The 20978-nt window shown below is 69.3% G+C and carries 15 protein-coding genes and 1 pseudogene; 9 read left to right on the top strand and 7 right to left on the bottom strand.

The window, feature by feature from the left end; all coding sequences use genetic code 11:
- Positions 1–193 precede the first annotated feature (193 nt).
- The 3 genes and pseudogenes from ACFVU9_RS28765 to ACFVU9_RS28755 form a co-directional block, all read right to left on the bottom strand.
- Positions 194–3574: a tetratricopeptide repeat protein gene (locus tag ACFVU9_RS28765; RefSeq protein WP_387598244.1), complete on the bottom strand. Its 3381-nt coding sequence runs from the start codon at positions 3572–3574 to the stop codon at positions 194–196.
- A gap of 406 nt (positions 3575–3980) precedes the next feature.
- A pseudogene (gene ilvN, locus ACFVU9_RS28760) lies at positions 3981–4220 on the bottom strand (acetolactate synthase small subunit); the annotation flags it as partial.
- Positions 4217–5947, bottom strand: coding sequence for an acetolactate synthase large subunit (locus tag ACFVU9_RS28755; protein WP_387598241.1), 1731 nt, complete (start codon positions 5945–5947; stop codon positions 4217–4219). The gene ACFVU9_RS28755 and the pseudogene ilvN, both read right to left, overlap by 4 nt.
- A 932-nt stretch (positions 5948–6879) precedes the next feature.
- Between ACFVU9_RS28755 and ACFVU9_RS28750 the strand changes: the two genes are divergently transcribed.
- From ACFVU9_RS28750 to ACFVU9_RS28715, 8 genes are all read left to right on the top strand, one after another.
- Positions 6880–7716: a sugar phosphate isomerase/epimerase family protein gene (locus ACFVU9_RS28750; RefSeq protein WP_387598239.1), complete on the top strand. Its 837-nt coding sequence runs from the start codon at positions 6880–6882 to the stop codon at positions 7714–7716.
- Between the two features lie 48 nt (positions 7717–7764).
- On the top strand, positions 7765–8436 hold the full coding sequence (locus ACFVU9_RS28745) for a cupin domain-containing protein (protein WP_387598237.1): 672 nt from the start codon (positions 7765–7767) through the stop codon (positions 8434–8436).
- A 49-nt stretch (positions 8437–8485) separates the two neighbouring features.
- On the top strand, positions 8486–9646 hold the full coding sequence (locus tag ACFVU9_RS28740) for an FAD-dependent monooxygenase (RefSeq protein WP_387598235.1): 1161 nt from the start codon (positions 8486–8488) through the stop codon (positions 9644–9646).
- A gap of 33 nt (positions 9647–9679) precedes the next feature.
- Positions 9680–11446 carry an FAD-dependent oxidoreductase gene (locus ACFVU9_RS28735; RefSeq protein WP_387598233.1) on the top strand — a complete coding sequence of 589 codons (1767 nt, stop codon included), beginning with the start codon at positions 9680–9682 and terminating at the stop codon, positions 11444–11446.
- A 71-nt stretch (positions 11447–11517) separates the two neighbouring features.
- Entirely contained in the window at positions 11518–12585 is a 1068-nt protein-coding gene (locus ACFVU9_RS28730) for a methyltransferase (protein ID WP_387598230.1), read from the top strand.
- Positions 12586–12614: 29 nt separating this feature from the next.
- Positions 12615–13829, top strand: a complete 1215-nt coding sequence (locus ACFVU9_RS28725; protein WP_380491552.1) for an MFS transporter — start codon at positions 12615–12617, stop codon at positions 13827–13829.
- Between the two features lie 178 nt (positions 13830–14007).
- Positions 14008–14397: a ribonuclease domain-containing protein gene (locus tag ACFVU9_RS28720; RefSeq protein ID WP_380491550.1), complete on the top strand. Its 390-nt coding sequence runs from the start codon at positions 14008–14010 to the stop codon at positions 14395–14397.
- Between the two features lie 193 nt (positions 14398–14590).
- On the top strand, positions 14591–14992 hold the full coding sequence (locus tag ACFVU9_RS28715) for a VOC family protein (RefSeq protein ID WP_387598226.1): 402 nt from the start codon (positions 14591–14593) through the stop codon (positions 14990–14992).
- A gap of 61 nt (positions 14993–15053) precedes the next feature.
- Here ACFVU9_RS28715 and ACFVU9_RS28710 read toward each other — a convergent pair whose 3' ends face one another.
- From ACFVU9_RS28710 to ACFVU9_RS28700, 3 genes are all read right to left on the bottom strand, one after another.
- Positions 15054–17384 (bottom strand): condensation domain-containing protein, encoded by a 2331-nt coding sequence (locus tag ACFVU9_RS28710; protein WP_387598224.1) that lies wholly within the window; start codon positions 17382–17384, stop codon positions 15054–15056.
- A gap of 68 nt (positions 17385–17452) precedes the next feature.
- On the bottom strand, positions 17453–18241 hold the full coding sequence (locus ACFVU9_RS28705) for an SDR family NAD(P)-dependent oxidoreductase (RefSeq protein ID WP_380445995.1): 789 nt from the start codon (positions 18239–18241) through the stop codon (positions 17453–17455).
- A 31-nt stretch (positions 18242–18272) separates the two neighbouring features.
- Complete coding sequence (locus tag ACFVU9_RS28700; RefSeq protein WP_380445996.1) at positions 18273–19121, bottom strand: BTAD domain-containing putative transcriptional regulator; 849 nt, start codon at positions 19119–19121, stop codon at positions 18273–18275.
- A 285-nt stretch (positions 19122–19406) separates the two neighbouring features.
- On the opposite strand from ACFVU9_RS28700, the gene ACFVU9_RS28695 reads away from it, so the two are divergent.
- On the top strand, positions 19407–20444 hold the full coding sequence (locus ACFVU9_RS28695) for a GDP-mannose 4,6-dehydratase (RefSeq protein ID WP_387598219.1): 1038 nt from the start codon (positions 19407–19409) through the stop codon (positions 20442–20444).
- Positions 20445–20494: 50 nt separating this feature from the next.
- On the opposite strand, the gene ACFVU9_RS28690 is transcribed toward ACFVU9_RS28695, so the two are convergent.
- Positions 20495–20818, bottom strand: coding sequence for a hypothetical protein (locus ACFVU9_RS28690; protein ID WP_380445998.1), 324 nt, complete (start codon positions 20816–20818; stop codon positions 20495–20497).
- Between the last annotated feature and the right edge of the window lie 160 nt (positions 20819–20978).

The following is a 20978-nucleotide window of genomic DNA, read 5'->3' as shown; positions in this document are numbered from 1 at the left end:
GGTGCGGTGACCGTTGTTCTGTCGGCGTCGGCGGTGAGGAGGATCCCGGCGTCGGCGAAGACCGCCACCAGGCCCGCCGGGAAGCCGCTGGGCGGGAAGGCGTCGAGACGGACGGTCCCGCCCGCAGTGGCGGAACGCCAGAGGAGGTGAAAGAGCCCGCAACTCGGCGATCGCGCACCCGCTGCTCCTGAACTCACACGTTCCGGACACTCTCGACGTCGGGAAGCGCCAGCCGCTCGGCGATGGTCAGGGCCCGGCGAAGATGCGCCGCACGTTCGCGGGTGTTCCCCTCCCGGCCGAAGCTGTCGGCGATTCCTTCCAATGCGCGTACTTCCTGAAGCGGATAGGAGATTGCCCGGGCGACCTCCAGCGCGCGTGTGTGATGTGCGCGCGCCTCGACCCACCGCCCTCGCTCAGAGAGGAGCCTGCCGAGCGCGTTGAGGGTTTCCGTTTCGATCCCGGGGTCCTGGAGGTCGCCGCACAGAGCAAGACCCCGCCTCAGGCTCTCGGCTGCGGCGTCGAGTTCGCCCGTGGCCCGTTGGGCATCGCCGAGGTGGACCAGCGCGCGGGCTTCGGCCGCCGGCACGCCGATGGCGCGGAACCCGGTCAGAGCCTGCTGGAGGAGTTCGACGGCCTCCGCGTGGTGCCCGGTCTCGTGCTGGAGGCTGCCCAGCGTGACGAGGGCGTCCAGCTCGCCCCGGCGTATGCCCGCCGTGCGGTACATCTCCAACGCGGCCCGGAGGTTGTCGGCGGCCACCTCGTGCTGCCCGGTCACGAGTTGGACACGTGCCAGTAGGGCGAGGGAGTTCGCGTGGCCGATCGGGTTTCCCATGGCACGGAGGATCTCCAGAGCTGCCCGGTGGTTCTCGGCGGCCTCCTCGTACCGTCCCATCGCCTCCTGCGCCAGACCGAGGCCCTGATGGGCGTTGGCTTGGCAGAACCGGTTTCCCATGGCGCGGAACTGGCTGATCGAGGCGTCGTGGTTGCGTGCCGCGTCTTCGTAGCGCCCGGTCTTCTCTCCGATCAGGCCGAGATTGAAATGGACGTTGCCCAGGCCGACCCGGTCCCCCAGGGTGCGGAACAGGTCAAGAGCCGGCGGGAGGTTCTCGGTGGCCTGGTCGGTGTGCCCGGCGAGCTGTTGGACGAAGGCGAGTCTGACCAGGGCATTGGCCTGGCCGGGAAGATCGCCGGCTTCCTGGTAGATCGCCAGTGCCGCGCGGCACGAGTCGATCGCGGCCTCGTACCGTCCCTCGCTCTGTTGCACATCCCCTAGACAGAAGTGCGTGTATGCCTCGCCGAGCCGCTCACCGAGCGCCCGGTACAGGGTCAGTGCCTGCCGGAGCAACTCCGTGGCCGGTTCCAGCTGCCCCCGCAGGTCTCGAAGCTTGGCCAGGTACACCAGGGCGTCGGCCTGGCCGAGCCGGTCGCCCGTGACGGTCGCGGTGTCCAGAGCGATCCGGTGCAGGGTCTCGGCTTGCTCCCAGTGGCCCTGGCCCCGAAGGATCTCGTGCAGGGCCGATGGCAGACGTACGGCGTGGAGCGGGCGGTCGTGTGCGGCGGCGAGCTCCACGGCCGCGTGCAGGTTGGCGCGTTCGGTCAGCATCCAGGCGGTCGCCCGTTCCGGGGTCGAGAGGTCGGGGCTGATCGCGGAGGGCGCGTGGCTGGTGGCGGGCTGGCTGTGGCGGGCGAAGTGGCGGTTGGCGGCGGTGCTGCCCGCCAGGTAGTAGTCCAGCAGCCGGTCCAGGGCAGCGACGCGTTCCTCGGGCCGGTCCGCCCCGGCAAGGTCGCGGGCGTGCTCGCGCAGGAGGTCGTGCATGCGGTAGCGGCCGCGGACCGGTTCGTCGATCAGATGATGGTCCTCCAGCACCTCCAGCCGCCGCCGGGCCGTGGGGAGATCGGTGCCGTCCAGCGCCGCGGCGGCGTAGGCGTCGAGGTCGTCACCCGGGTGCAGGCCGAGCCGTCGGAACAGCCGCTTGAGATCCGTCGGCAGGTGGCGATAGGAGAGGTCGAAGACGGCGGCCACCGAGGTCGTCCCGGCACAGATCGCGTCCAGGCGCCCGGTGGCATCGCCGAGGTCCGAGACGAGATCGGCGACCGACCAGGACGGATGGTGACGCAGACGGGCCGCCAGGAGCTGGACGGCCAGCGGCAGATACCCGCACAGGCGTACCATCTCGACGACCGAGGGGTCCTCGGGCAGCAGCCCCGCTCGGCCGACTTTGGCCGTGAACAACTCGGCGGCCTCGCGCGGGGGCAGAACGTCCAAGGTGATGGGGACGCTGTCCTCAAGACCCACCATCCGACGGCGGCTCGTGACCATCACCAGGGTTCCGGGCGCGGCGGGAAGCAGGGGTCTGACCTGCTCGCTGCCGAGAGCGTCGTCCAACAGCAGAAGGATCTTCTTGCCCGCCACCCGGCTGCGCCACATACCTGCCCGCGCCGACAGCTCGGACGGGATCTCCTGCGGCGCCACCCCGACGGCCAGGAGCAGGGCGGCGAGGGCCTCGGCCGGCCCGACGACGCGCGTGCCCGGGGTGTGTGCGTGCAGCGGCAGGAAGATCTGGCCATCGGGGAAGTCGGAGGCCAAGCGGTGCGCGCAGTGGACGGCAAACGCGCTCTTGCCGATGCCCGGCATGCCGTCGACGGCGTGGATCCCCAGCACGCCACCCGCTTCGGCGCCACGGCGGCACGCGGCGAGCACGAGGTCGAGTTCTTCCCGGCGCCCGATGAACGCGGGGATGTCCCGAGGTAGCGAGGCGACCGGGGGCGGCGTCGTCTGCGACGCCCTCGCCGCGGACCGTGCGGACGGCGCGCGTGGTACCGGGGGCGCGGGTTCGCCGTCGGAGGCCAGGATCTGCTGATGGGCCTCGCGCACCGGGCCGCCCGGGTCGACGCCGAGTTCCTCGGCGAGCCTGGTCCGTAGTTCCCGGTGGACGTCCAGGGCCTGCGCGGTGCGGCCGCAGCCGTGCAGGGCCAGCATGAGCTGGGCGTGGAACGTCTCGTGGAGCGGGTGTTCGGTGGTCAGCGCGGTCAGTTCGGCGACGAGTTCGTGGTGGCGCCCGCTGTGCAGGCCGGCGGCGAAAACCCGCTCCAGCAGGGCGAGTCGGGCCTCGCGCAGCCGGGTGGCCTGGGGACAGGCGGCCAGCGCCGGCACGTCGGCGAACGGCTCGCCCCGCCACAGGGCCAGGGCCCCTTCCGCCTCCGCCGCCACCGTCGCCCAGTCCTCGCGCTCGTGCGCGTCGCGCACCCGCTCGGCCGCGCCCGCGAAGGCGAGGAGGTCCAGTTCGTCCGGCTCCACGACCAGCAGGTAGCCGTTGGGCACCGAGCGCAACCGGGCCCCGTACCGACACAGAACCGTTCGCAGCCGGTTGACGTGATTGTGGAGGGAGGCGACCGCCGTGCGGGGCGGAGCACCGTGCCACATCAGGTCGACCAGGGCATCGACGCGGACGGTCTCACCGGGCGCGCACAAGAGCCCGGCCAGGAGCATCCGCACCTTCGGGCCGGCGATCGACAGCAGCCGCCCGTCGCATTCCACCTGCAACGGCCCGAGCACCCCGAACCGGATCCCCACCGCCGGAACCCCCGTAGTGATGAGCGCTCACATCGGCCATGGATCGCTGTTATCCACATATTAGCGGCCTGTGAGCAGACGGAGTAACGATCAGCACATCCGTCCGGACGGGGGCGACCGGCCATATCTGCCGGCTTCTCCGCCGTCCGGTGACGTGCGGCACGTCCCTAGGACGTGTTCTCTTCCGACTCAGGGCCGCTGGGTTCCCCAGGGCGTATAGCGCCTGATCGCAGCCACTTCGGTACCAGGGAGCGCCCAGGCACTCCTCACAGCGCCTGTCTCCGGTGATGCCGCTGCCTTCCGCGCCCGTGGGAAGGCAGGGCGCGGAAGGCAGTTTTCGACGGGGTGAGTGCTATGTCCCCGGCGCGGCTCAGTTCGTCACTGATGCGTACACGGCCTGCAGCTGCGCACGGTCGACCTCCGTGACGCTCAGCACGTTGATGAGCTTGTCGAGCTGCTTGGTCACCTGCTCCAGTGCCGTGTCGTCCGCGTTGACCACGAGGGTGACCCGGGAGAAGCCGCGCTCCTCGGCCGGGACGACGGCGAGGGAGTCGATGTTGAAGCCGCGCCGGCTGAAGAGGGCGGTGATCCGGGTGAGCGCGCTGGGCTTGTCCTCGACGAGGACCGACAACGTGTGCTTGCTCATGAGTTGTCACTCTCCCACTTCGGAGTCATGTCCCGGGCGATCATGATGTCGTCGTTGCTGGTCCCGGAAGGGACGAAGGGCCAGACCATCGCGTCCTCGTGGACCACGAAGTCGATGACCACCGGCACGTCGTTGATCTCCATCGCCTTGGCGATCGTGTCGTCCACGTCCTCGGGCCGGGTGCACCGCAGACTGACGCAGCCGTAGGCCTCCCCGAGCTTCACGAAGTCGGGGACGCGCTGGGCCGTCTGCAGATCGCTGTTGGAGTACCGCTCGCCGTAGAACAGCCCCTGCCACTGGCGGATCATGCCGAGGTTGCCGTTGTTGATGACCGCGACCTTGATCGGCACACCTTCGACCGTGCAGGTGGCCAGCTCCTGATTGGTCATCTGGAAGCAGCCGTCCCCGTCGATCGCCCAGACCACCGTGTCCGGCCGGCCCATCTTGGCGCCCATCGCGGCGGGCACGGGGAAACCCATCGTGCCCAGGCCGCCGGAGGTGATGAAGGAGCCGGGCTTCTCGAAGCCGATGAATTGGGACGCCCACATCTGGTGCTGGCCGACGCCGGCCACGTAGAGGGCGTCCGGCCCGACGACGGAGCCGAGCCTCTCCAGGACGTACTGCGGAGCCAGCGAGCCGTCCGCGAAGTCCTCGTACCCCAGCGGGTAGGTCTCCTTCAGCCCGTCGAGCAGCGCGCGCCACTTGACGTAGTCACCGGGGCGGTCGATCGCGTGGACGAGGGCGCCGATGACCTCCTTGCAGTCACCCACGATCGGCACGTCCGCCACCCGGTTCTTGGAGATCTCCGCCGGGTCGATGTCCGCGTGGATGACCTTGGCCCGCGGTGCGAACGACGCCAGCTGCCCGGTGACCCGGTCGTCGAACCGCACGCCCAGGGCGATGAGCAGGTCCGACTTCTGCAGTGCGCCCACCGCCGGGACGCTGCCGTGCATGCCGGGCATCCCCATGTGGAGCGGGTGGTCGTCGGGGAAGGTGCCCCTGGCCATCAGCGTGGTGACGACCGGAATGCCGGTCAGCTCCGCCAGGCTGAGCAGTTCCGCCGAGGCGCCGGCCTTGTGCACGCCGCCGCCGACGTACAGCACCGGGCACTCGGCCTCGGAGATCAGCCTGGCCGCTTCCTGGATCTGCTTGGCGTGCGGCCGGGTGACCGGCCGGTAGCCCGGCAGCTGCGTCGTCGGTTCCCAGTGGAATTCGGTGCGGGCCTGCAACGCGTCCTTGGAGATGTCGACCAGTACCGGACCGGGCCGGCCCGTGGAGGCGATGTGGAAGGCGTCCGCGATGGCGCGAGGGATGTCGTCGGCGTCGGTCACCAGGAAGTTGTGCTTGGTGATCGGAAGGGTGATGCCGCAGATGTCGGCTTCCTGGAAGGCGTCCGTGCCGATCATGCTGCTCGACACCTGGCCGGTGATGGCCACCATCGGGATGGAGTCCATGTACGCGTCGGCGATCGGGGTGACCAGGTTGGTGGCGCCCGGCCCGGAGGTGGCCATGCAGACACCGACCTTGCCGGTCGCCTGGGCGTACCCCTCCGCCGCGTGTCCGGCACCCTGCTCGTGCCGCACCAGTACGTGGCGGATCTTGCTCGAATCGTAGAGCGCATCGTAGGCGGGCAGAATCTGGCCGCCCGGAAATCCGAACACGGTGTCGACTCCGGCGTGCTCCAAAGCCCTGACCAGAGCTTGAGCACCTGTCATCTGTTCGGTCATCTGCTCGTTCCTGTTGACTTGGCTCGAATGCTGGGCGTGCCTGCTGACCCGAGTTGTGCTGAGGGGAATGACGCCCGTTCGCAAGGCTGATTCGAAGGGCAGCGCGCAGCACCCGGCAGTTCCCGGACTGTGAGTCCGGGAAGTACGACGAGGTGGCGCGCCAAGAGCGGTGTCGGGTGACGACAACGCGCCCAGCGGCTCCGAGGGATCAGAACTCCCGTCGGAGCAGAGCAAGTCCGTTCGTGACGGCCCAAGCAAGTTCCCGCAGCAAGCCGCGAGAAGGTTCGGCCGCAGCCTAACTTCCCGCCGTGTGGCGGTGCAAGTCCCACGGGCTCTGGCCAGCCACTCCGCCGTGCTGGCCGACAGTCGGTCAGATCCGCTATGCCGTCACGCAGTTAGCACCGCCGCGACCTGTTCGAGAACCCCCGCCGGCCGCCGCGTCGACGGATGTGCCGTCCACGCGCGCGCCGGCATCACTGACGAGGCGTCAGTCGACATCTTGGCCACCGACCCCCGGAGCCGACAACATCGCCCAAACCACCCGACCGATCCGCGACAACCCCGACTGAGCACTCCCACTCCTGGGTATCACCGACAATCCAGACACCAACGGATCTTGACCGAGCCATGCCTTGCGCCGGCCACCTGGGTGAATTAACTTTGCGATGCATCGGCGTTGGGGGGATCTGACGTCGCCGCCCCCGGGGCCCACCCGCAGCCCGCACCGGGACCGTCACGAATGTCTTACTCAAGGCCACGGCCTCGGGCAGCTTCCCATCAGCTGCGCCGTGCGTTCCATGGACGCCCTTGGCCTTCCGCTTCGCTGCCGAGGACGGCTGCACCCGGATGACCCTCAATGCTCCACGCGACGGCAGAAGCAGTTATCGACCTGCACTGTGACGTGTCATTCCGCTATCAAGGGGGAAGCGAAGTTGGACTACGGTATTGCCACCGTCAGCTTAGGTGGCGCCCTGCCGGACAAAATCAAGGCAATCGCCGACGCCGGCTTTTCCGGTTTCGAATTAATGGAATGGGACCTGCAAGGATCCTCGGTGTCCGCCGCCCGGGCCATGGCGGACGATCTCGGCCTGAAAATCCTGAACTATCAGCCGCTCAGGGACTTCGAAGGCGGCCCCAGGGACCAGCTGGTGCCCAAGCTGGACCGGATCGAGCGGATCTTCGACCGCATGGAGCAGCTGAGGACGAGCACGCTGCTCCTGTGCAGTAACGTCACCGACGTTTCGGACCTCGACGACGGTGCCGTCGCCGATGACCTGGCGCGCTTGGGCGAACGGGCCGCGGTCAGAGGGTTTTCGATCGGCTACGAAGCCCTGTCCTGGGGCATACGCGTCAACACGTTCCGCCAGGCCTGGAGAATGATCGAGCGTTCCGGTGCCGACAACATCGGTCTGGTGCTGGACAGCTTTCACACTCTTGCCCTGGACGACCCTTTCGAAGACCTGGCCGACGTGCCCGCCGATCGCATCACGCTGATACAGGTGTCGGATGCTCCCCGGATGGACCTGGATGTGAAGTCCTGGAGCCGGCACCACCGCTGTCTGCCGGGCGAGGGAGACTTCGACGTAGCCGCGTTCCTGGCGCCCGTGCTGGCCAACGGCTACGACGGCCCGGTTTCACTCGAGATATTCAACGATCATTACAAGGTGCTGCCTCCTGCGCCGCTGGCACGGCAAGGCATGACCGCGTTGCGCGACGTCACGTCGGCGGCGATGAATCCGGCGACCAAGGCAGCGACTACGAGCCCGTGATGCTACGACGGCATGTGAAATCCGGCACTTCCTGAGAAGAAAGGAAACATGGTGAGCGTAGATTACGAGGTGTTCGAGTTCCCGGAGGTCAAGCCCGGCCCGGAGAAGCCGTTGGTGCTCGGCCCGGCCGGCGAGGTCTTCAATTTCGTCCGGACCGGCGAGAGCAACGGCGGCAAGTACCTGTTCTCCAAGCTGACCGTACCGCCGCACGTCGGCCCGCCGCCGCACATCCATCACCGCACCGATGAATGGTTCTACGCGCCGAACGGCGGATTCAGCATCTTCATGGGGCCCAACGAGTTCCCTGACCTGGACATCACGCCGGGCGATGGTGCCGACAGGGAAACGGTCACCATGCTGCCGATGCGCCCGAAGGAGCTGCTCTACGTTCCGCGCAACTACGTGCACGGTTTCGTCAATACCAGCGGCGTGAACCAGGAGATGTGGTTGGTCTGGTCGCCGGACACGCCCGAGAGCTCGATACTCCCGTATTTCATGAACGCGGGCAAGGTCGTGACCAGCAAGGAAGAGCTCACGGAGCCGGATTTTCTGTCCCGCATTCGCCTGGTCTCGATGGCCCGCAACTACGGCATTAATCAGAGTGCCGACTTCTGGGATTTCGTCAAGGACGTCGTCGAAGACCGGCCCGCGTGGCTGCCGGGCGACCGGCGCGCAACGCTGCTGAACCTGATCCACGATGAGATCGAGGCCCAGGCGTAGTTTCACGCCGTCGAGTCCGGGAGAAATCGCATGAAGGGTCGAGAGCCCCATGGGAATCGGTAGCAAGGATTCCATCGCCATCGTCGGCGGCGGATTGGGCGGAGCCGCAGCCGCCGCGTTGCTGCAGCAGGCCGGCCATTCCGTGACGGTATTCGAGCAGGCGCAGAAGTTCGAGCCCGCCGGCGCCGGGATCCATCTGACTCCCAATGTGATGCGCGTCTTGGGCCACATCGGGATCGGTGCCGCACTCGTCAGGTCCGGATGCCGGCCCGAATCGTTCACCAGCCGGAACCTGGTGTCGAATTCCGTCAGGTGCGCGCTGCCGCTCGGTGACCGGGCGGAGGAGCGGTACGGAGCTCCCTATCTCACCGTCGGCCGCGGCGTTCTCCACCGAGAACTGATCGATGCCCTGCGGCCGGGCAGCGTGCGGTACGGCAAGCGGCTGGTCCGGGTCGATGACTGCGGTGAGGCGGTGCGGATGCGCTTTGCCGATGGAAGCACCGCCGAAGCCTCCTGCGTCATCGGTGCCGATGGTCTGGGTTCTCAGGTCCGTGAAGTGATCTACGGCGCTGAGCGTCCCAGTTTTTCCGGCCAGATCGCGTACCGGGCGATCGTGCCCGCGGGCACCCGAATCCCTGTCGACAGGCGGTGCATCACCAAGTGGTGGGCTGACGACAGCTTTGTCATCGGCTACCCGATCGATTCCCAGAGCGACGACTACTACTTCGTCGCCGGCACGGCGGTCGATGCGTGGACGCATCCGCAGTCCTGGGTCGACGGCGACAAGGACGAGATGCTGGAGGCCTTCACCGGCTCTTGCGATGAAGTCCTCGGTCTGCTGAACGCGGCCGAATCCTTGAGCAAGTGGCCGCTCTTCGAGCGCCCGCCGTTGCAGGAATGGGGCCGAGGGCGAATCGCGCTCCTGGGCGACGCCTGTCATCCCATGAGGCCGCACATGGCCCAAGGGGCGGCCATGGCCATCGAGGACGGCGTGCTGCTGCTGCGTTGTCTCGAAGCCGAGGACGAGATCGAGGAAGCGTTCCGGCGTTACGCCGAGAATCGCAGGCAGCGTACCGGTCGGATCCAAGCCGTGTCGGCCGAGAACTCGTGGCTCAAGGAGCCCGAAGACCCGGCCTGGGTCTTCGGCCATGACGCGATGACCATTGATCTGGTACCGCGCCGGCGGTCCAGCAGCCTCACCGTCACATGAAACGGTTGATCATGAATTCGGGGGACATTCCACGTGTACGACACTGAGGTCCTGATCGTCGGGAGCGGTCCGGCGGGGTCATCCGCAGCACTGATGCTGAGCACTCTCGGCATCGACAACCTCGTGATCACGAAGCACCGCTGGCTCGCCGACAGTCCGCGTGCGCATTACAAGAACCAGCGCACGATGGAGATCTTCCGAGACCTGGACGTGGCAGACGAAATTCTTGCCAAGGCCTCGCCCAAAGAGGTGATGGGCAATGTCGTCTTCTGCACCAGCCTGGTAGGCGATGAACTGGGTCGACTGCCCTACGGCGCCAACAGACCGCAACGGCAGAGCGACTACGCGTCGGCCAGCCCCGCCGAACACTGCGACCTGCCGCAGAACCTGCTCGAACCCATCCTGTTGTCCAATGCCGCCGAGCGCGGCAGCCACGTGCGATTCGACACGCAATTCCTGCGGCTCGAACAGGACGAGCACGGTGTCACCGCGCACGTCCTGGACAGATTGAAGGGCGAGCCCTACCAGATCCGGGCCAAGTACCTGATCGGGGCGGACGGCGGCAACAGTCTCGTGGCGGAGCAGATCGGCCTCCCCATGGAAGGCGGCATGGGGCTCGCCGGCAGCATCAGCATCATTCTGCAGGCGGACCTCTCCCACCTCGTGGCACACCGTCCCGGCTATCTCTGGTGGATCATGCAGCCGGGGGCCAATGTCGGGGGCATCGGCATGGGCCTGCTTCGCATGGTCAGGCCGTGGAACGAGTGGCAGATCGTGTGGGGCTACGACATGAGCGCGGGCGAGCCCGATGTCTCCGAAATCGACGCGGTCGGCATCGCCCGTCAACTGATCGGCGACGACTCGGTGGACATCACCGTACGTTCGGTCTCGACGTGGACCGTGAATCAGATGTACGCCACGAAGTACTCCCAGGGGCGGGTGTTCTGTATGGGCGATGCGGTGCACCGTCATCCGCCGTCCAACGGCCTGGGCTCGAACACGTCGATTCAGGACGCCTACAATCTGACGTGGAAGATGGCCATGGTTCTGAAGGGGCAGGCTTCGGACCGCCTGCTGCGTACGTACGACCAGGAACGCGCGCCGATCGGCAAGCAGATCGTCGAACGTGCGAACAAGAGCATCGAGGAGTTCGGCGGAATCTTCTCCGCACTCGGACTGGACGCGAACCTGGACGCGGACCGGATGCGCGCCAATATGTCCGTCCTGAAGGAGGCCTCCGCGGCGGGCGCCGCACAACGCAAAATGCTGCGTGAGGCCATCGAGCTCAAATCCTATGAGTTCGCCACGCAAGGCGTCGAACTCAACCAGCGCTATGAATCCGACGCGGTCCGCCCGGACGGCACGGCGGAGCCCGCATGGCTGCGCGATCCCGAACTCTACTACCAGGCGTCCAGTCGGCCCGGCGCGCGCCTGCCGCATGCGTGGCTCAACCGGCAGGGTACGCAGGTTTCGAGCCTGGACGTGGTGGGCAAGGGGAAATTCACCTTGCTGACGGGGCTGAACGGGCAGATTTGGTTCGATGTCGCCAAGCGCCTTTCGGACAAGTTGAACATCGAGATTGCTGCGCATGTGATCGGCCCCGGCCATGCCGTGCAGGATCTCTACGGCGATTGGGCGGATGTCTCGGAGGTGCCGGAGGACGGCTGTCTGCTGGTGCGGCCGGATGCGTTCGTCGCCTGGCGCAAGGCGGATTCCACTGCGGCCGAGGACTCGCTGCACGCGGCCCTGCGCGAGATTCTCGGGCTGGGTTCGGAAGAGCAGACGATCGGGATGGGCTGATTCGCCCTGGCGACGAGTGGGCCTCGGCGGCTTGTCCGGGCATGGCGATGAACGAGTAGAAAGAGGTGCGTATGACTGTCCAGACGTCCTTCCCGGAGGAGCCCTCTGTGCACGAAGATGCCGAGGTCGAGGCACCGGCGGCCGACAGCATCCGGAGGATGCAGGAACTGATTCGCGGCATGGCGGTCACGCAGATGATCGCCGCCGCCTGCGAGGTCGGACTGCCCGATGCGGTGGCCGGCGACGGAACGTCGCTGACTTCTCTGTCCGAGCGACTGAAGGTCGATGCGGACGTCCTGACTCGGCTTGCCCGAGCACTGTCGTCCCATGGCATATTCGAGGTCGAGGCGGACGGCGGAATCCGCCACAACGAGGCCTCGCGCCTGCTGAGGACCACGACGGCCGGCCCCTCGCTCCACTGGGCTGCACGATTCTGGGCGATGCCGGGCATCTGGCGGTCCTGGGGGGCGCTGGGTCATTGCGTCGTCACCGGCGAGGAAGCGTTCTCGCATGTCAATGCTCAGGACTTCTTCTCGTACATGAACGGAAGTCCTGAAGAGGAAGCGCTCTATCAGCGTTACATGGCAAGCGGTTATCCGGGGCGCTACGCGGCGATCGCCGATGTGCTCACCGTGGCTCCGGGTGAAAGGGTGATCGACGTCGGTGGGGGAACCGGCAGCCTGGCGCGGGCGATTCTGGAGCGGAACCCGGACGCGCACGCGGTGGTGTACGACCAGGCCAGCGTGATTTCGGCCGGGCCCGGGGCCTCCGGAAACGATCGACTCAGCACGCAGGAGGGTAGTTTCTTCGACGAGGTGCCGCCGGGAGGAGACGTCTACGTCCTGTCGTGGATTCTTCACGACTGGCCGGACGAGAAGGCGGAGTCCATTCTTCGCAACTGCCGCAAGGCGATGGACGCCGGCGCCCGGCTCGTTGTCGTGGACCGCGTGCTGCAGGAGGCGCCGCAGGAGTGCGATCCGCTCGACCTTGTGCTGGATCTGCAAATGCTGGTATTGCATGGAGGGCGTGAGCGCACACTGGACGACTTCGAGAGACTTCTGAAAGCGGCAGGCTTCTCCGCTCCGCAGGTACTGTCCGCCCGTCCGGAGTTTTCGGTCATCCAGACACGTGCCGTGTAAACGTCGAGTCCCTATGTATCGAGAGAACGATGAAAACTGAGAGCGCAACCAGCCGAACGGCGCACCCGAGCATCTCGCGCGGGCTGACCTTCCTGATCGCCCTGGCCTGCGGCGCGGTCGCGGCCAACATCTATTACGCGCAGCCCGTGGTGGGTCTGATCGGCCCCGACGTGGGCCTGAGCGCGAGTGCCTACAGCCTTGTCGTGACCCTCACCCAGATCGGCTACGGCGTCGGCCTCATCGTGCTGGTTCCGTTGGGCGACATCTTCGAGAACCGCCGTCTCATCACGGTCACCCTGGTGGCCTGCATGGCAGCGCTCCTGGGTGGGGCCGTCGCATCGAACGCCGCTGTGTTCCTTGCCACTTCGCTGGTCATCGGCCTGAGTTCGGTCGTGGTGCAGATGCTGGTGCCCTTCGCGGCACACCTCGCCCCGGACGAAACCCGTGGGCAGGTCGTCGGCAACGTCATGAGCGGCCTGCTGATGGGAATCCTGCTCGCACGGCCCATTTCCAGCATGACGACCGACCTGCTCGGCTGGCGTGCGGTGTTCGCCATCTCCGCCGGACTGATGCTGGTGCTCGCCGTGACCTTGCGCTCGGTCCTTCCGGAACGGAAGCCGAGCACGTCCGTCCACTACCCGGTGTTGCTGCGGTCGATGGGTCAGCTGCTCGTCCGCACGCCGATCCTGCGGCGGCGGGCGTTCTACCACGCCTTGCTGTTCGGGGCGTTCAGCCTGTTCTGGACCGCCGTGCCGCTGATCCTGGCGAGCCCGGAGTGCGGACTGAGCCAGGTCGACATCGCCCTGTTCTCCCTGGCGGCGGTGGCAGGAGCCTTCGTCGCCCCGATCGCGGGCCGGGTGGCCGACCGTGGTCTGACGAAACCTGCTACGGCCTTCGCGATCCTGACCGTCGTGGCCTGTTTCCTCCTGGTGTTCGCGAGTGGCGGCCACGTTGTCGCGGTCCTGTTCGTCGCGGCGCTCCTGCTCGACGTCGGGATCTCGTGCAACCTGGTGCTGGGGCAGCGTTCGATCTTCGCGCTGGGCGCGGAGATCCGCAGCCGGCTGAACGGCCTCTACATGGCGATCTTCTTCTGTGGAGGTGCGGTCGGGTCGGCCGTGGCCAGCGTGGTGTACGCGACGTACGGTTGGGTGGGCATCGCATGGTGCGGCATCGCCTTCCCGTTGGTGGCGCTCCTCTACTTCCTGACGGAGATGGTGCCGGGGCGTCCCGCGACGGCTGAGTGATCCGGATGCCACGACGGGCCGCCCGAGGGGGCGGCCCGTCATGGTGCACTGCGCCGACGACCGTCGGCCGGTCCGTCGCTGACGTGCTCAAGTTGCCCGTGGGTAGCTTGAGTTACCCGGAAGTGAAGACTTGTCACGGGGCTTCCGTGGCGGCTTGGGGCTCGCCACACTCGTTGACATGACCAGCACTCTACGCGCGTGGAAGACTGCTGCCTCCGCCGCCACCGTCGCCCTGATCGCCCTCGCCCCCGTCGTCGCCGCCACCGGGGCGAACGCCGCCGTGAGCGGCACCGTGTGCGTCTCCGCCCTGCCCCCGCAGGCCAGAACGACGCTCAACCTCATCGCCTCCAACGGGCCGTTCCCGTACCGCCAGGACGGGATCGTGTTCCAGAACAACGGCGGCGTGCTGCCGCGCCAGTCGTACGGCTACTACCACGAGTACACCGTGGTGACCCCGGGCGCGCCGACGCGCGGCGCCCGGCGGATCGTCACCGGCAAGCGGGCCCAGGAGGACTACTACACCAGCGACCACTACGCGACCTTCCGGCTGATCAACTTCGGCTGCTGACACCGGCACCGCTCCTCGGCCCCGGCGTGGCCCCCGGCCCGCCGGGGCCGTTCGCGTGCCCGCCGGGGCCGCGCGGGGCGCTCGACGATCAGCGCCGGGTGGCATAGGGTCGTGGACGCGGCATCGCGTGTCGGTCACCGGCCGGGTGAGGCATGGAGGTGTCCGCGAGGTGCCTTACGGAGGCATTCCGCACATGTCGGTCGAGTTGAACCACACCATCGTCCACGCCCGGGACAACCGGGAATCCGCCGAGTTCCTGGCGGGGATCCTGGGCCTCGAAGTCGGTCCCGAGTGGGGCCCGTTCATCCCCGTCGCCACGAGCAACGGCGTCACGCTGGACTTCGCGAGCGTCCCCGAAGAGTCGATCACCATGCAGCACTACGCCTTCCTCGTCTCCGACGACGAGTTCGACGCGGCGTTCGAGCGGATCGGGCGGGCCGGGATCACGTACTACGCCGACCCGCGCATGAAGCAGCCGGGCGAGATCAACCACCACCACGGCGGGCGGGGGCTGTACTTCCTGGATCCCGCCGGCCACGGCATGGAGATCATCACCCGCCCCTACGGCAGCCACGCGACGACCCCCGGGTCGTGACGCGGGGCCGGCCCGGTCCACTTCGGCGTGGGCCGGGCCGGCCGGACGCCGTTCGGGTCGATTACGTGCGGGCGAGGACCGCGGCGAGGGCCGCGAGGTCGGTGTCGGTGGTGGCCAGGACCACCAGGGGAGCGGTCGCGGCCGGGCCGAGGCGGGCGATCTCGCACGCGATGAGGCCGTTTCCGGCGGTGGCGACCAGGGCGACCGGCGCGCGGGACTCCAGCAGCGGGGCCAGCAGCGGGCGGTAGGCGGCGGGTGGTGCGTCGTCGTGCACCGGGCGCAGCACGGCGAGGGCCTGCGGGCCGGGCCAGGTGCGGGCGGTGGCGGGGAAGCGGGCGTCCGGTGTGCCGGGCGGGGGCAGCAGGAGCACCCAGCCTGCGCCGGGGCGGGTGGCCCGGCGCAGGACATCGAGGTGGACGGTTTCCAGCGGCCCGGTCGGCCCGGTCGGCCCGGTCGGCGCGCTCGGCGCGCTCGGCGCGCTCGGAGTGCTCGGAGTGCTCGGAGCGGGGTCGGAGGGACCGCCCGGGTGCGGGACCGGGTGGCCGGCGAGGGTGGTGCGGAGGAGCTCGGTGGTGGCGAGGCCGCTCGGGAGGTCGGGGAAGCTGCGCAACAGGTGTGCGCTCTGGCTGAGGAGTTCGGTCGCGTCCCGGTCGGCGAACAGGGCGCGGTCGTGGACGGTGGTGAGGACGAGCCCGCCCGTCGCGTCGTAGTGCGCGGTGAGCGTGATCGGGTACGACGTGAAGGTGCCGGCGGGGGTCGGGGTGTCGACGTGGATGCCGTGGGCCGCCAGGCCGGTGTCCAGCCGGGGGTGGTGCGGCGCGAGCGGCAGGTGTTCCAGGACGACGAGGCTCTGCGGGCGCCGGCCGGGCGGCGTGCCGTTCCACCGGTGCGCCTGGCCGGGGGAGACCCACTCGTAGGAGGAGAGGTCGAGCACTCCGTCCCGCAGGGCCGCGAGGAGCTGCGGGACCGTCGTGCTCGGGTGCACCCGGACGGTGATCGGCAGCGGGGTGCGCAGGGCGCCGGGGAGCCGGTCGATGCCGTCCAGCGGGATCCCGCGGCCCGAGAGCGTCACGGCGAACCCGACCCGGACGGCCCGCGGGGCCACGCGCGGGTCAGGCTCCTGCGCGGCGCGGTACAGCAGCAGGGCCCACGCGGCCTGGAGCGCGCTGCTCTCGCCCGCGCCCCAGGCGGCGGCCCAGCCGCGCAGCCGCACCGCCTCGTACGGGGTGAGGCGGCGCCGGGCCCGTCCGCTGCCGCGGCCGTGGGCGAGGTGACCGGCCGGGACGACGACGGTGGCGGCGGGCCGGGTGGACCAGAACTGCCGGGCTGGGCCGGTGTCCTGGGCGCCGAGCCAGCGGGCGTGGTCGCGGAGGTCCGGGCGGCGCTCGCCGCCGGGGAGGGTGCCGCCGGTCAGGTAGGCGCGGTAGAAGGACTGGAGGAGCAGGCGCACGCTCCAGCCGTCCAGCATGGCGTGGTGGTAGGTGAGCAGCACGCGGGTGACGGGGCCCTCGTCGGACGGGCCGGTGTCGACCAGCGTGGCGCGCAGCAGGGCGGGCCGGCGCAGGTCGAAGCCGCGCCGGCGGTCGGCGTCCAGGAGCTCCTCCCAGCCGGGCGCGCCGGACGGGTGGCGGGTGACCTCGGGGACGGCGCGGTCGTGGAGGACGATCCACGGGTCGTCGTGCGCGTCCTCCGGCCAGTCGAACGCGGCCCGCAGGACGAGCTCGTGGTCGAAGACGGACTGCCAGGCGGCGGTGAACCGGTCGGTGTCCAGCGGGCCGTGCCAGTTCCAGGACAGCTGCTCGACGTGCCGCCCACCGTGGTCGGCCCCGCCGGTCGCGTCGCGCAGGAGCTCGCGCTGGAGGGCGCTGGTGGGGACGGTCACCGGCGCGGGCGGGTGGGAGAGCGCGGAGCGCAGTTCCTCCAGGACGCCGAGGGTGCGGGCGGGCGGCCCGGCGGCGATTCCGACGAAGAGCCGCCGGGCCGCGCCGGGCCGCCCGACCAGGACGGCGCGCACGCGCGGCCCGTGCGCGAGGCTGCGGCCGAGCTCGGCGAGGACGCCGTCGAGCCCGTCCGGGCCGGCGGCCTCGCGCTCCCACAGGACGTCCGGTCCCGCGCCGGGTTCGACGGCGCGCAGGGCCGTGCGCAACACGGTGCCGGCGTAGGGCTGGTAGAGCTCGACGAGGTGGAACTCGGCGGCCCGGCCCGGCGGTTGCCACTCCTCGGGTGTCGGGGGGCGCCACTGCCGGGTGGCGGTGCGGGCCAGTGCGGCGGTGACCGAGCCGGCGTCGAGGCGCCGCGGCGGTCGCCGGGCGGGCAGGCAGGGCGGCGGCTCCGGGGTGCCGGCGACGAACAAGGTGACCGGTGCGCTGGCGAACTGACGAGTCGTCATCATTGATCAGCGGGCACCTGGCCCGGGTCCTTTCCGTCGGTGGCCGTGCGGGGGAGGGGCTCGGGGCCCGCCTACTGCGTGGCGAGGCCGCCGCAGACGTTGAGGGCCTGGGCCGTGATGCTCGCGGCCGTGGCGGTGGTGAGGTAGCCGGCCAGGGCGGCGACCTCCTCGGGGGTGGTGTAGCGCCCGAGCGGGATCTGGGTCTGGAAGTGCTGGAGGATCGTCTCGGGCGTCGTGTTGTAGGCGGTCGCGTACTCGTGGTGGATGCGGGTGGTGTTGGGGGTGTGCACGTAGCCGGGGCAGATCGCGTTGACGGTGGTGCCGGTGGGGGCGAGCTCCTTGGCGAGGGCCTTCGTGAAGCCGATGACGGCGTGCTTGCTCGCGGTGTAGGGCGCGCCGAGGGTGACGGGCTGCTTCCCGGCGGTGGAGGCGATGTTGATGATGCGCGGGTGGGCCGTGGCGGTGATGTGCCCGTGTCTGAGGGTCTCGCGGGTGACGAGGAAGACGGCGTTCAGGTTGGTGTCGATGACGTCGTACCAGAGGTCGTCGGTGGTCGTCGCGGTGGGGCCGCCGCCGGTGCGGCCGGCGTTGTTGACGAGGACGGTGATGGGCCCGTGGCGGTCCACGGCGTCCTGGACGAGCCTGGTGACCTGGGCCGGGTCGCGGACGTCGCAGGGGGCGCCGTCGGCCTCGATGCCCTCCTCGCGGAGCGTGCCGAGGGTGTCGGTGATGTCCTGGGCCGTGCGCGCGCAGATGTGGACGCGGTGACCGCGGTTGCCCAGCTCGCGGGCGATGGCGAGGCCGATTCCGCGCGTCCCGCCGGTGATGAGGGCGAGGGGTTTGCCGGATGTGGGCGTCATGGCGGGTCCTGGGTGAGGAGGGTGTGGGTGCTCAGGCCGGATACAGGTTGTAGGTCGTCGGGTGGAGGCTGGTGGCGGGCGTGTTGAGCGTGGGGTCGAGCGTGAGGATCGCGTGGTGCAGGTGCTGGAGGTGGGGCGAGGGCTGGATGCCGAGCTCGGCGGTGAGGCGGTGGCGCAGGTGGTGGTACGTGGTGAGTGCGGTGGTCTGCCGCCCGGCCCGGTAGAGGGCGACCATCGCCTGGGCGTGCAGGCCCTCGTGGTGCGGGTGCTGGTGGGTGAGGTGGGTGAGTTCGGGGATCAGCTCGTTGTGCCGGCCCAGGCGCAGGTCGGTGTCGATGCGGCGTTCGAGGGTGACCAGGCGGCTCTCCTCCAGCCGGATGATCTCGGTGCTGAGGATCGGTCCCGGAGTGATGTCGACGAGCGCGGGGCCGTTCCACAGCGCGAGGGCCTCGTGGAAGCGGGCGTTGGCGTCCAGGTCGTGGCCGCGGTTGAAGGCCTCCTGGCCGCGCGTGGTGAGGTCGTTGTACGCCTGGAGGTCGAGGGCGTGGCGGGCGGGGTCGGCGGGCGGGAGGGTGAGCTGGTAGCCGCAGTGTCTGGTGGTCAGGACGTCCTTGGCGGTGGTGTCCTGGCCGGCCGGCGGCGCCCCGGCGAGGGCGTGGGTGATGCGGCGGCGCAGCTGGAGGATGTACGTCTGGAGCGTCGTGAGGGCCCGCCGCGGCGGGTGGTCGCCCCAGATCTCGTGGATGAGCGTGCTCGTGGGGAGGATCCGGTTCGGGTAGAGCGCGAGCAGGGCGAGGATCTGCCGCTGCTTGGCGGCCGTGGGGACGATCGAGGTGCCGTTGAGGTCGGCGGTGAGCGGGCCGAGGACCTGGATGCGCATGGCGGTTCTCCCCTGGGTGCGGGCTCGGCGTGGTCGTCGAAGGAGTGTGCGGATGCGTCCGCACACTAAGCCCGTGCCGCGGGGGCGGCGGGATTTCTCTAGCCCGGGTCGAGCCCGCTTCCGGGCCCGCTGTGGGGGCGCGAACGTCGTGGGGCGTCGTGGTCGTGGGGGCGTGGACGTCGTGATCCGGCCCGAAGTCTCGCAAATTCCTTAGCCGTGCTTCTGGTTCGCTGGCTGTGCCGAGAACGGCCCGCGAGCCCGCGAGCGGTGGCTGAAGGGGAACGGATGTCCAAGCGTGCACTGATCACCGGGGTGACCGGCCAGGACGGGTCGTACCTGGCCGAACACCTCATCTCCCTGGGGTACGAGGTCTGGGGCCTCACCCGGGGACAAGCGAATCCGCGGAAGGACCGGGTCAGCAGGCTGATCCCGGACCTGCGGTTCGTCGACGGCGACCTGATGGACCAGGGCAGCCTGGTCTCCGCCGTCGACTCGATCCAGCCCGACGAGGTCTACAACCTCGGGGCGATCTCGTTCGTGCCGATGTCCTGGCGCCAGCCGGAACTCGTCACCGAGGTCAACGGCACCGGCGTGCTGCGGGTGCTGGAGGCGATCCGGATGGTCAGCGGGATCAACAAGCCGGCCGGCGCGGTCGGCGGTCCCGGACGGATCCGGTTCTACCAGGCCTCCAGTTCCGAGATGTTCGGCATGGTGGCGGAGACCCCGCAGGACGAGCGGACCATCTTCCACCCACGCAGCCCGTACGGCGTGGTGAAGACGTACGGTCACTACATCACCCGCAACTACCGCGAGTCCTACGGGATGTACGGCGTCTCGGGGATCCTGTTCAACCACGAGTCGCCGCGCCGCGGGGCCGAGTTCGTGACCCGCAAGATCTCGCTGGCGGTCGCGCAGATCAAGCTCGGCCTGCAGGACCGGCTGCTGCTCGGCAACCTCGACGCCGTGCGCGACTGGGGCTTCGCCGGGGACTACGTCCGGGCGATGCACCTGATGCTCCAGCAGGACGAGCCGGGCGACTACGTCATCGGCACCGGGCGGATGCACTCGGTGCGGGACGCGGCCAGGATCGCCTTCGAGTGCGTCGGGCTCGACTGGGAGCGGTACGTCGAGGTGGACCCGGGGCTCGTGCGGCCGGCCGAGGTGGAGACGCTCTGCGCCGACGCCGGCAACGCGCGGGAGAAGCTGGGCTGGGAGCCGAAGGTCGACTTCCCGGAGCTCATGCGGATGATGGTGGAGTCCGACCTGGAGCAGGCGCGCGTCGCCCGCGACTACGGCGAGGTGCTGGCCGGCGCCCGCTGGTGACACGGGCCGGGATTGCTTGAGGGCGGTGGGGACGCGAAGTCCCCACCGCCCTAGCGTTGTTCGAGAGCCGGCCCGTTCGGCGGCCGGGAGAGTTCCAGGATCGCCAGCGCGATTCCGGCGCCCTGGTCGCCCAGCCGGGCGGCGTAGCGGCGCAGCATGGCGTTCTCCTGCGCGAGGCTGGTGGTCGGCAATCCGGCGGCGCGGCGGCTGAGTTGGTGGCCCCGGGCCAGCCGGATGCGGTGGACCAGTTGGGCGATCAGCTGCTCGTCGAGCTCGCTGAGCTCGCTGAGTTCGGCCGCGGCCGGGTCCGCGGTGCCCTCGGCGGAGGGCCGCGGCACTCTCGGTGCGTCGCCGTGCGGGAACGGTTCGGGCATGGCGGTGATCCTCGTCGATGTCGGGGCGCCGCCCCGGTCGGGCCGCGCCCATGGCTCGCGGAACTGACGATCCAGCCGAACGGCCCGGCAAATCCCTAGAGTCCGGGGGGCGTTGGAGCAGGATCGACAGACCCTGGGGTCTGCCTCCGGCCTCCCGTCG

Source organism: Kitasatospora sp. NPDC057936, from assembly GCF_042887525.1.
Classification (GTDB): Bacteria; Actinomycetota; Actinomycetes; order Streptomycetales; family Streptomycetaceae; genus Kitasatospora.
This window is presented reverse-complemented; position numbering and strand designations above follow the sequence as displayed.